The sequence below is a fragment of the Kutzneria sp. 744 genome, from assembly GCF_000568255.1.
Taxonomy (GTDB): domain Bacteria; phylum Actinomycetota; class Actinomycetes; order Mycobacteriales; family Pseudonocardiaceae; genus Kutzneria.
Genome location: NZ_KK037166.1, coordinates 6,550,933 through 6,562,145, shown reverse-complemented (window position 1 = coordinate 6,562,145; position 11,213 = coordinate 6,550,933). Strand labels below are relative to the sequence as shown.

At 69.4% G+C, this 11,213-nt stretch carries 11 protein-coding genes, 1 tRNA gene and 1 pseudogene; 6 read left to right on the top strand and 7 right to left on the bottom strand.

Annotated elements, in window-relative coordinates; translation table 11 throughout:
* Nucleotides 1–1,099, bottom strand: a pseudogene (locus KUTG_RS64070) (diguanylate phosphodiesterase); the annotation flags it as partial.
* 349 nt (nt 1,100–1,448) lie between these two features.
* Between KUTG_RS64070 and KUTG_RS29845 the strand changes: the two are divergent.
* Entirely contained in the window at nt 1,449–2,339 is an 891-nt protein-coding gene (locus KUTG_RS29845; RefSeq protein WP_043721453.1) for a GNAT family N-acetyltransferase, read from the top strand.
* A 125-nt stretch (nt 2,340–2,464) separates the two neighbouring features.
* On the opposite strand, the gene KUTG_RS29840 is transcribed toward KUTG_RS29845, so the two are convergent.
* Complete coding sequence (locus KUTG_RS29840) at nt 2,465–3,397, bottom strand: TIGR03621 family F420-dependent LLM class oxidoreductase (protein ID WP_043721452.1); 933 nt, start codon at nt 3,395–3,397, stop codon at nt 2,465–2,467.
* A 175-nt stretch (nt 3,398–3,572) separates the two neighbouring features.
* Here KUTG_RS29840 and KUTG_RS29835 point away from each other — a divergent pair, with 175 nt between their 5' ends.
* Nucleotides 3,573–4,022: a hypothetical protein gene (locus KUTG_RS29835; protein ID WP_043721451.1), complete on the top strand. Its 450-nt coding sequence runs from the start codon at nt 3,573–3,575 to the stop codon at nt 4,020–4,022.
* 715 nt (nt 4,023–4,737) lie between these two features.
* Here the strand turns inward: KUTG_RS29835 and KUTG_RS29830 are convergent.
* Nucleotides 4,738–4,818, bottom strand: a tRNA-Tyr gene (locus KUTG_RS29830).
* Nucleotides 4,819–4,948: 130 nt separating this feature from the next.
* On the opposite strand from KUTG_RS29830, the gene KUTG_RS29825 reads away from it, so the two are divergent.
* A complete protein-coding gene (locus tag KUTG_RS29825) occupies nt 4,949–5,440 on the top strand; it encodes a YajQ family cyclic di-GMP-binding protein (protein ID WP_043721449.1) in 492 nt (163 codons plus the stop codon).
* Between the two features lie 11 nt (nt 5,441–5,451).
* On the top strand, nt 5,452–6,222 hold the full coding sequence (gene rfbA / locus KUTG_RS29820; RefSeq protein WP_084579958.1) for a glucose-1-phosphate thymidylyltransferase RfbA: 771 nt from the start codon (nt 5,452–5,454) through the stop codon (nt 6,220–6,222).
* An 821-nt stretch (nt 6,223–7,043) separates the two neighbouring features.
* Here rfbA and htpX read toward each other — a convergent pair.
* Genes htpX through KUTG_RS29800 form a run of 4 tightly spaced genes read right to left on the bottom strand, consistent with a single transcriptional unit; the run spans nt 7,044 to nt 9,413 of the window.
* On the bottom strand, nt 7,044–7,910 hold the full coding sequence (gene htpX / locus KUTG_RS29815) for a zinc metalloprotease HtpX (RefSeq protein ID WP_043721448.1): 867 nt from the start codon (nt 7,908–7,910) through the stop codon (nt 7,044–7,046).
* A 5-nt stretch (nt 7,911–7,915) separates the two neighbouring features.
* On the bottom strand, nt 7,916–8,413 hold the full coding sequence (locus KUTG_RS29810; RefSeq protein WP_043721445.1) for a 4Fe-4S binding protein: 498 nt from the start codon (nt 8,411–8,413) through the stop codon (nt 7,916–7,918).
* On the bottom strand, nt 8,410–8,958 hold the full coding sequence (locus KUTG_RS29805) for an NADH-quinone oxidoreductase subunit C (RefSeq protein WP_255361040.1): 549 nt from the start codon (nt 8,956–8,958) through the stop codon (nt 8,410–8,412). The genes KUTG_RS29810 and KUTG_RS29805 overlap by 4 nt, the downstream gene beginning before the upstream one ends.
* A gap of 29 nt (nt 8,959–8,987) precedes the next feature.
* Nucleotides 8,988–9,413 (bottom strand): NADH-quinone oxidoreductase subunit B, encoded by a 426-nt coding sequence (locus tag KUTG_RS29800; RefSeq protein ID WP_043731087.1) that lies wholly within the window; start codon nt 9,411–9,413, stop codon nt 8,988–8,990.
* A gap of 127 nt (nt 9,414–9,540) precedes the next feature.
* On the opposite strand from KUTG_RS29800, the gene KUTG_RS29795 reads away from it, so the two are divergent.
* Both KUTG_RS29795 and KUTG_RS29790 read left to right on the top strand, forming a co-directional pair.
* Complete coding sequence (locus KUTG_RS29795) at nt 9,541–9,924, top strand: hypothetical protein (protein ID WP_043721442.1); 384 nt, start codon at nt 9,541–9,543, stop codon at nt 9,922–9,924.
* A 107-nt stretch (nt 9,925–10,031) separates the two neighbouring features.
* On the top strand, nt 10,032–11,213 hold a 1,182-nt coding region (locus tag KUTG_RS29790; protein WP_198047354.1), incomplete at its 3' end, for an ATP-grasp domain-containing protein.

The window sequence follows — 11,213 nt, the reverse complement described above, 5'->3', positions numbered from 1 at the left end:
CACGGCGGCGCAGCGCCTCCTGCACGTCGTCGGCGGCGTCGGACAGCTTGAAGTAGCGCACGTGGTTGCCGGCGAGCTGCAGGATCGGGTCGTCGCGGTCCACGTCGGAGCCGTCGGGCAGCGGCACGCCGGCCACCAGCCGCCGCACCTCGTCGACGGAGTCCATCTTGAGGTGCAGCACCACACGCTTGGCGTTGAGCTGGTCGCGGATGCGCTCCACGATGGCCTGCCAGTCGGCGGGGTCCTCGGGCGGCAGCACGTTGGTCAGCACCGACGCCTTGTTCATCACGTCCTGGCCGGAGCGCGCCACGTTGAGGCTGACGTCGGACAGCGTCTCCAGGTCCCGCTGCTCGCGCAGCAGCCCGGAGTAGGCCCGGTACAGCGCCACCATGGAGGCGGCGAGCAGGCCGGCCAGCAGCCAGCCCCACGGCGCGTTGTTGACCAGCACGTACGCGACCAGGCCGACGGTCACGTTCATCAGGCAGACGACCAGCGAGCGCAGTCCGAGCCGCGCCGCCGACGGCATCCGCAGCTCGCCGCCGAGCACGTGCATGGCGCCCAGGCCCAGGGCGGTGCTGACCAGCGGCGACGTGAGCACGCCCAGCGCCGCGGCGGCCCACACGGGCATCGCGGCGAAGTCGCTCGTGAGGAGGTAGAAGACGGCGTACGGGATCGCCACCTCAAGGCACATGATGCCGGCGTGGTAGCTCAGGTGCCGCATCTTGTGCCGGCTGATCTGCACACCGAGGCCGGCCACCAGGTAGGCCGCGAGGACGACCTCGAACGGCACCGTGACCAGGCCGAGCACGAGCGGGATCTCGGCGAAGGAGATCGTCCAGCTGATCTGCCGGACGTCGAAGTCGATGGACAGCTGCTCGGACAGCAGGAAGCCGACAGCCAGCAGCGGGCCGGCGATCAGCAGCTGCTCGGGTTGCGGGTGATCGACATGGCCGAACAGCACGGCCGCCGCGACGCCGACGCCGATCAGCAGCACCGCCGCGGAGAACAGGCGGTACCGCCGGGTACGCTGCGGATCAAGCTGCGCGCGAACCGGTGGACGTGGCACCTCGGGTTGGACGGCACGGCGGTGGTCGGTCATCCACCCTCCTCGTCGGGCCACGCTGACAGGGCGCCTTCCCCCCTGTCGTCGACACTCCTGCCGGTGGTGTCCTCGGCACGACCGAGGGGTCCCGAGCGCTCCGGAACCCCTTCATGCGCAGTTTACCCCGGTTGAGCGAGTGTGGCCCGTCTAGTTGACGAAGGCAACACTCCCAGTGAACAGTTTGGCGTCGGAGAGAGCAATTTGCACGTCCAGCCGGCCTCTTGAAACGATTAAGCGGACAAAACGCCGGCAAAACGGACACTCGGATGCGCCGATCACACCCTGTGTTGATGACCCTCAGTAATTCCCGCGACTTCGCCCCGTCGCCGGAGTTGGATGTCTCCACGTGGACATCGATGTCGAGCGGCAGCACGCCGCGCGCCTGGCCCTGCTCGATCCACTGCTGCCGGCCGACCCGCCGCTGACCGGCGACCTGATCGCCACTGTCGGTGCACTGGGCCTGACCGCCTCGTCCGAGGCCGATCCCGATTCGCTCGACGCCACCTGGGGCGCCCTGCGCCGGCACACGCTGACCGTCCGCCTGGCCGGCGCCGACCTCGATCCCCTGCTCGATCGCTGGGAGGAGCACCTGGCCCGGGTCGTGACGCCCGGCGACGACGACTGCGTCGCCATGATCACCTGGCCCAGCCGCGACACCGCCGCCGTGCCGGCCCTGGTCCGCCACGGCTTCGCCCCGCTCATCGTCACCGCCGTCCGCCGTAGCGGCGTCTTCCCCGCCGCCGCCCCCGAGACGACCATCCGTCATGCGACGAAAGCCGACTTGGCGGCCTGTGTGGCACTAGATATGGAAGTCGTTCGCTACGACACCCAGTTCGGCGCCCTCACCGAACGCCCCTCCACCGAGGCCGGCCTGCGCCAGCACATGACCGAGCTGATGGACCGGGACCGCCCCTGCATCTGGCTCGCCGAGGTCTCCGGCCGCCCCGCCGGCATCGTCACCGTCGACCTGCCACCCCACTCCGCCTGGGTCGCCGACCGCACTTCTGCCTCCCCCACCGCCTACCTCGGCATCGGCGGCGTCCGCGCCGACCTCCGCGGCACCGGCATCGGCACCGCCCTCGTCACCCACGTCCACCGTGAACTGGACGCCGCCGACATCGCCACCACCCTGCTGCACTACGCCCTCCCCAACCCCCGCTCCGCGCCCTTCTGGTCCGTCCAGGGCTACCGTCCTCTTTGGACCAGCTGGCACCGCCGCCCCGCCCTCCGCCCCTAGCGGCGCTTCCCCGCTCCACGACACCACCACCGGGCACCACCCTGCTCGCGCCCTTCCCGCTGTCGCACCATTTCCTGGCCCGCGCCACCCCCCGCCGACACCACCGGCGCATGCCCTCCCACCTCCTACTTGCCCGACAGCGCCCGCACCATCGGCACCGCCGCCTCGAACTCGCGGTCCGACACGACCAAATAGGACAGTCCCAGCCGTTCCCGCCGCCGGTGTGCCAGCTCCACGACGTGGTCGAGCGGTCCGAGGAACTTCGCCGGCATGTCCTCGACCAGGTCGGCCCCGCCGGCACCCCAGCCACGCTCCGCCGCATACCGTTCCGCCGCCGAGCGGGGGTTGTCGGACAGCTCCACCGACACCACCGAGCTGATCTCCACGTCCCGCCCCTGGGCGCGTACCAAGTCCGCCTTCGTGGCAAACGCGGTAGTAAGTCGCTCCTCCATGGCGTCCGAAATCGTCCCGCCGGGCAGCGCCTTGGCCAGGATTCCCACCGTGTCGGCCTCGTGTCCGGCCAGCCGGAGCATCCGCGGGCTCCCCGCCCCGATCAGCACCCGCGGCGCCCGCTCGACCGGCGGAAAGTTCGTCACCCCGTCAACCCGGTAGTGCTCCCCGTCGAACCGAACTTCCTTACCTCCGAACAGTTCCTTCAGCACCCGCACCGACTCCTCCAACCGCCCGACCCGCACACCGGCGCGGTCGAACGCCATGCCCGCCGCCTCGTACTCGACCCGCAGCCACCCCGCCCCCAGTCCGAGTTCGAACCGTCCGCCGGACAGTTCCTGCAGCGTCGCCGCCTCTTTCGCGAGCATCACCGGGTGCCGATAGTCGTTGTCCAGCACCAGGGTTCCCACCCCGAGCCGCGTCGTCGCGGCCGCCACCGCCGCCAGCCCGATCAGCGGCGCCACCTGCTCTCCGTACGGCTCCGCCACGAAGTGGTCGCGCAGCAGCACCGTGTCGTACCCCAGCTCTTCCGCCCGCCGCGCCGTAGCCACCACCTCCCCGGCACTGCGCGCCGTCTCCGCCAACACCCCGAACCGAAATGCGCCCATGCCTCGATCCTCGCCGCCCCCACACCCCCACGCTGGCGGCTTTCGGCCCTCGCGTTCCGCCCCCGACTTGACAGGGCCCCACCTGCGGATACACCCCTGCCGCAAGATCACGGACCGGCACTCCCAGCGGGGACCGCGCTTTCCCGCCTAGCGTGGCCCGGCAAGGAGGTCACCCATGCGCACCACTGTCCAGATCAGGGGCGACGAGGTCATTGGCGACCGTAGCTATGCGGTCCATGTCCGGATGGACACCGATGTGTCCGTCACCGTCGAACTCGAGGCCCAGCTGCCGGGCGGCGATGTTGTCGCCGAGGGCAGTTTCATCTTGCCCATCACCGATCTTGTCCCCGCCGGCCAGCTCATCGAGGCCACCCTCCGTGGTCTCGCCGCCATCCGCACCGGCGCCCGCACCTCGGCGAAGTCCCGCGAGGCCCCCGCCAACGCCGGCAGTCCGTGGTCGGCCGAGCAGGACGACGAGCTCCGTCGCCTGTGGACGGACACCGCGGCCCCGATCCCCCAGCTGGCCACCCACTTCGGCCGCAGCCGCGCCGCCATCAAGGCCCGCCTGCTGCACCTCACCCTGGACCCCGACGACCCCACCCGCCGGAAGATCACAACCTCATGACAACACTCGAACTCATGTTCGAACTCGTGCTAGTCTTCCTCTCGTGGCCGGCGTCATTGGGAGGGGAAGCCCCAGGCGCCGGCCATCTACTTCCCCCACCCAGCACGAGCACACCCCGCGCCAGCGCCTGGCCCCGCAAAGGCCTCACCAGCCACCCCTTCGCGGCAATCCCACACCAAGCCCGCGCTCTCCACCCCGGCCCAGCCCCGCCATCCCCCAGGCGCGTGCCCGCACACGATCAGCACCGACATCAGTGATGTAGCTCTCAGCCGCACTGTGCCCCGACAACGGCATCCATCCGCGCCGTCAGACCTGATCAACTATCTACGGCAAGCCAATGGAGGCAGCCAGACAATCCGTCAACGTACGGGATCCGGCCATTCCGACGACACTCCACCCGCATCACTTGGCCGACCATTCCGTCGACAGGCGAGACCTGGTCATGCCGGCAGCCACGTAGCCATGCCAGGCGACACGGGCCCACCACAGTCCTCAGTGGACCGCCCTCAAACTCACCCCAGGCGAGGCCGAAGGCCAACGCCCACCCCCGCCAACCCCACACCCCTCAACGACACAACCCCGTCACCCCACCGACCCGGGGGGTGCAGGGGGGCGAAGCCCGCCCTGCCTCGGGGTCTGGGGCGGGAGCCCCAGAAAACACGAAGAGCGGGATACGTCTGCGCTTACCGCAGACATACCCCGCCCATCCCGCGCGTGCCAGGTGAAGGATTTGAACCTCCGAAGCTTTCGCGGCTGATTTACAGTCAGCTCCCTTTGGCCACTCGGGCAACCTGGCTCGGCTTCGCGGACCCGTTGTGGCGTCCGTGGGCAGAACTATACATAACCCGTGGGGGCGGTCTCCAACCGGTATCCCTACGGGTAGCCTCCGTGGGTCTACCGGACCGGTGTGCGGAGGTGCAGGACTCGTGGCGGACCCGTCGTTCGACGTGGTGAGCAAGGTCGACCGACAGGAGGTCGACAACGCGGTGAACCAGGCCGGCAAGGAGTTGTCGACGCGGTTCGACTTCCGGGGCACCGGAGCGTCGGTGGCCTGGGCGGGCGAGGAGGCGATCACGATCCAGGCGGAGACCGAGGAGCGCTGCACGGCGGCGGTCGAGGTCTTCAAGGAGAAGCTGATCAAGCGCAACATCTCGCTGAAGGCGTTCGAGGTCGGCGAGCCCGCGGTGTCCGGCAAGATCTACAAGGTCACCGGCACCCTGGTGCAGGGCATCGAGTCGGACAAGGCCAAGAAGATCTCCAAGGCCATCCGCGACGAGGGCCCGAAGGGCGTGCAGGCGCAGATCCAGGGTGACCAGCTACGGGTGTCGGCGAAGAAGAAGGACGACCTGCAGACGGTGATCGCGCTGCTGAAGTCCAAGGACTTCGAGATCGCGCTCCAGTTCACGAACTACCGGTAGGGGGAACGGTCATGAAGGGCATCGTCCTGGCCGGGGGCAGCGGCACCCGGCTGCATCCGATCACGCAGGCCGTGTCGAAGCAGCTGCTGCCGGTCTACGACAAGCCGATGATCTTCTACCCGTTGTCGGTGCTGATGCTGGCCGGCATCCGCGAGGTGCTGATCATCTCCACGCCGGCCGACTTGCCGAGCTTCCGTCGGCTGCTGGGCGACGGCAACCAGTTCGGGCTGCAGCTGAGCTACGCCGAGCAGGCGCAGCCCAACGGCCTGGCCGAGGCGTTCATCATCGGCGAGGAGTTCGTCGGCGGCGACAGCGTCGCGCTCGTGCTGGGCGACAACATCTTCTACGGCCAGGGCTTCGCGTCCATGCTGCAGAAGCACGCCGTCGGCATCGACGGCTGCGTGCTGTTCGGCTACCCGGTGCGCGACCCCGAGCGCTACGGCGTCGGCGAGGTCGACGGCAGCGGCAAGCTGGTGTCGATCGAGGAGAAGCCGGCCGAGCCCCGCTCCAACAAGGCGATCACCGGCCTCTACTTCTACGACAACGAGGTGGTGGAGATCTCCAAGAACCTCGCGCCGTCGGCCCGGGGCGAGCTGGAGATCACCGACGTCAACCGGATCTACCTGGAGCGCGACAAGGCCCGCCTGGTCGACCTGGGCCGCGGCTTCGCCTGGCTGGACACCGGCACGCACGACTCGCTGCTGGAGGCACTTCAGCAAGGACAACGGAGAACATGGATCATTCTTCTCAAGTTCCCTCTAAATCGGATTGGTTTACAGTAAACGCACGAGCGCACGGCAAGGGGGCCAGGGCTCAGTGCGAAAGCTCGTCCTTCAGGTCAGAAACGAACACCTCAGTTATCTTCGAAGAATCGGTAAATTATAACACACATACGATATGGCACCCTCCTTGAGTGAGAACTCTCCCACCCATTGATTCGGAGCCACACCGCCTCATTGCCGCTTGGAAAAATCAATTCTTTTCTCCGGATCGTAGCCATCGAGCATTACTCTCTATAGACTAACTCCTCTGATGCAGAAGCTGTCGAAGTCCGGCTACGGCCAGTACGTCATGGAGGTCGCGGTCTCCGCCGGCGCAACGCCCGCCTGACCGTCCGCCCCCTCACAGCGGCCGCCGCCCCCACTGGGTCCGGCGGCCGTTCTGTGTTCCGGGCCCGGCGATGGGGGCTGTGGAAGGAATGCAGCAGGCGCGGACGGCCCGATAAGGCGCGTGGCGCGCCGGAGACGGCCCCGGCGGCAGCGACCGGGAAGGCGGCGCGGGCAGCCACGCGGGGCGGCGGAGACGGCCTCTGATGGCAACGACCCGGGGGCAGCGCGGCAGCACGTGGCAAGGCGGAGACAGCACGTGGTGATAGCGACCGGGGAGGCGGCTCGGCAGCCGCGCGGCGCGGCGGAGACAACACCTGGTGGCAGCGACCGGGGAGGTAGCGCAGCAGGCACGTCGCGCGGCGAAGACAGCACCTGGTGATAGCGCCGGGGAGGTAGCGCGGCAGCGCGTGGCGAGGCGGACCGTCAGTCCCTGGCGGCAGCGACCGGGAAGTGGGTCGGTGGCTGGTGAGGCGGACTCGTCAGGGCGGTCGGCTCTAGCGGAAGCCGTTGCGGGCCATTTCCTCTAGCCGGCGGATGCGCTCGGCGATCGGGGGGTGGGTGGAGAACAGGCGTGCCCCGGCCTCGCCGGCGCGGAAGGGGCTGGCGATCATGAGGTGGGACTGGGAGACCAGGGAGGGATCGGGGGGCAGGGGGGCGGCCTGGGTGCCGTGTTCGAGCTTGCGCAGGGCGGAGGCCAGCCCCAAGGGGTCGCCGGTGAGCTGGGCGCCGGACTGGTCGGCCTGGAACTCGCGGGAGCGGCTGACGGACATCTGGACGATGCCGGCGGCGAAGGGGGCGACCAGGGCGATGAGCAGCAGGGCGAGGGGGTTGGGCCGGTCATCGTCGTCGCCGCCGAAGATGCCGGCGAACATGGCGATGTTGGCCAGCACGGAGACGATGCTGGCCAGGGCTCCGGCGACGCAGGAGATGAGGATGTCGCGGTTGTAGACGTGGGAGAGCTCGTGGCCGAGCACGGCGCGGATCTCACGCTCGTCGAGCAGCTCGAGGATGCCGACGGTGCAGCAGACGGCGGCGTTGGCGGGATTGCGGCCGGTGGCGAAGGCGTTGGGGGCCTGGGTGGGGCTGATGTAGAGCCGGGGCATGGGCTGGCGGGCGGAGGTGGCGAGCTCACGCACGATCCGGTACATCGCGGGCTGCTCCACCTGCGACACGGGCCGCGCGTGCATGGCACGCAGCGCGAGCTTGTCGGAGTTGAAGTAGGCGTAGGCGTTCATGCCGAGGGCCACCACGAGGCCGATCAGCAGGCCGGTACGGCCGAAGAACTGGCCGATGAGCAGGATCAGCCCGCTGAGCGCGCCGAGCAGCACCGCCGTCTTCAACCCGTTGACGTGCTTGTGCACCTAACTCAGCCTCCGGGTCGTCTCGTCCTTCCTGACAACGCTCCCGGCCTGGTCCCAGTTCCGGGGGCGCCCCGGCCCGGGCGCGTCGCGGCGGCTTCGGGCGCGGCCTCGGCGGCGGCGTCCAGCGGCGGCGGCGGGGGCACCTGGGTGACCCATTTGCCGAGTTCAGAGCGTTCGTGCACGAGTTCGGCGACGGCGTGCTCGCCGGTGCCCGGGTAGTCGTGCTCGGGTGCCCAGTGCAGCGCGTCGAAGGGGCAGACCTCGACGCAGATGCCGCAGTACAGGCATTGGCCGTAGTCGATGGCGAACCGGTCCAGCACGTTCTGCTGGCGGGGCCGGGCCGCGCCCTCCTGCTGCACGGTCTCGGTGTGCGAATCGATGTGGATGCACCAGTCGGGGCACTCGCGGGCGCAGATCATGCACACCGTGCAGTTGGCCTCAAGCAGCGCGATCACGCCGCGGGTGCGGGGCGGCGGCGGGGCGCCCTCGGTGACGTCGGTCATGACTGCTCCTCCTCTCGGCGCGGACCCCAGGACGGATCGGGCACGCCGGGCGGGGCGAGCCGGCGACGGCTGGGGGCGGCGGTGGACTCGCCGGGCTCCAGTGCGCCAGGCCACGGGCGCACAACACGTGAGGCGAGCACGAAGTCCTTGCGAAGCGGGTGCCCGGCGAAGGTTTCGGAGAGCAACAGGTGCGCGGGCTCGGGGCCGACGAGCGCGAGGCCGAACATCTCGGCGGCCTCGCGTTCATGCCAGGCGGCACCGGCCCACACCGCGGCGACGCTGGGCAGTTCCTCGCCCACGCCCACCTCGGTGCGCAGCAGCAGGCCGTCGCGGCTGGCCGGGGAAACCACGTGCAGCAGCACGGTGTGCCGCTCGCCCACGGCGCCGGGGCGGCCGGCGTCCTCGGCCCCCAGCCAGTCGAACAGCGTGCAGCCGAGTTCGTCACGGGCCAGCCGAGCGGCGGTCACCCAATCAGCGAGCGGAACGGCGACCACGGACTGAGCGAAAGCGGACTTGGTAGCGCCAGATGGCAGTAGGTCCACCATTCGCGCGGCGAGTTCGGCGGAGGCGGCGGTCATGACGTCACCATGCGGTGCAGGGCGCGGAGGCCGTCCAGGAGGGCCTCCGGGCGGGGCGGGCAGCCGGGCACGGCCACGTCCACCGGCAGCATCTGGTCGATTCCCTTGGTGACGCAGTAGGAATCCCAGTAGGGGCCGCCGGTGTTGCTGCACGCGCCGACCGAGAGCACGTACTTGGGTGAGGGCATCGCCTCGTAGCTGGCGACGACGGCGGGCAGCATCACATCGGTAACGGTTCCGGAGACGACCAGCACATGGGCGACCTCAGGGGCGTCCGCCGAGACCGGTTCCGGGGTGTCCTCGCCGCGTCCGTGCAGTGCGGCCATCACCTCGACGCCGCAGCAGGCCAGGCCCAGATCGAGCACCGTCACCTCGTAACGGGTGCCCCAGTTCAGCCGAACGGTCGACGTCGTCGTGGTCACGAAGCGCAAGCCTAGACGTGCCAATGGCGGGGCTTGTGCCGGCGGCGAAGATGGGCGGCGTGAGCGAGCTTGCGAGCGAACCATCGATCACAGTAGCGGCGCTCACGCGGCCGACGAAGGAGGCGGCGTGAGCTTCTGGGAGGAACTCGGGCCCGAAGAGTACTGGGTCATGATCAACACAATTGAGGAGGCCTACCTCAACGGGGTGATCTCCGATTTCCTCGGACACTCCGAGCGGGGCGGTACGGTCTGGATCCCGGGCGCCGACGAGGAGGCGATCAGGGCGCTGATCCCCCGCTTCCGCCGGGTGGTGCGGGATCTGATCGACCGGGACCTGGTCGAGATCAGGGAACCGTGCAACGCGATCTTCGACGAGGCCCCCGAACTGGACGACCACGAGGTCGACGAGGTGCTCGCCGACCCCGGCACCTGGGTCAGGGCACACGGCAGCGTGAACCGGATGGTGATGTTGATGCCGACCGCGCGGGCGGACCGCATGATTTCGCGCTGAGGCCCCGATACCGTTGCCAGACCGTGCTTTTGGCGACCAGGCGGCGGGCTCTATGCTTCGAGCATCCGGCGCTCGCCGGCCTCAAGGCACTTCAGCTAAGTGAGTCCATGACTATGGATCATCAGTTTCGTGCGCTCTCCGAGCGCCTCCGTGGTCTGTTCGGCGGTCGCCAGGTCGTGCTCGCCGGGGGCACCCGGCTGTCCAGGCGCGTGCAGGAACTGCACCACCTCGGCGCCGACCGCACGCTCGTGATCAGCACCGACGATTCCGCCCCGCTGTACGACCCGCAGGTGGCCACCTGGCTCACCCTGGGCATCAGCGGTCTGATCGCCACGGAGCAGATGGGCCTTGAGGAAGCGCTGAGTAGTCCCGCCCCGGAGCTGGCCGGGGCGCTGCGCGAGTTCGACCCGACGGGCGACGCGCTGGTGATCGGCTCGCACTACATGGCGCTGCCCGAGGTCGGCGGCCGCCCCGTGCTGAACTGCCGCAAACGCGAGTGGGTGGCGCTGGAGAACAAGACGACGATCGACTCGCTGTGGCGGGACCTGTCGGTGCCGCACGCGCCGGCCGCCGTCTTCGACGCCGCGGGCGAGTCGTTCAGCTCCCTGTGGGAGGCGTCCAAGCTGCTGGACAGCGGCTGGGGCGTGGTGTGGTCGGGCGACGGCCCGGCGATCAACGGCGGGGCCAACTTCGTGCGCCGCGTGCGGACCCGGTCCGAGGCCAGGCGGGTGTTCCGGCACCTGGCGTCCAAGTGCGACTTCATCCGCGTGATGCCGTTCCTGGAGGGCATTCCGGTGTCCGTGCACGGGATCGTGTTCCCGGACGGCACTGCCGTGCTGCGTCCGATCGAGATGGTCGTGCCGCGGCGCACCGAGTCGGCGCGTTTCCTGTACGCCGGGTGCGCGAGCTTCTACGACCCGCCCGCGCAGATCCGCGACGAGATGCGCAACCTGGCCCGCCGGGTCGGCGAGCAGCTGCGCACCACCGTCGGCTACCGCGGCACGTTCACCCTGGACGGTGTGGCCACCGCCGACGGCTTCCGGCCGACGGAGATCAACACCCGTTACGGCGGCGCCATGACGTGCTTCGAGGACGCGCTGCCGCAGGTGCCGATCGCCCTGGTGCAGGTGGCGCTGGTCGCCGGCCACGACATCGGCATCGGCTCCATGGAGTTCGAGGACATGCTGGTCGCGGCGGCCGACAACAACCGGATCAGCACCATCGGCGCCAACGTGAAGGCCGTGTCGCCGACGCACGAGGTCGAGCGGCCGATCGTGTGGACCGAGTGG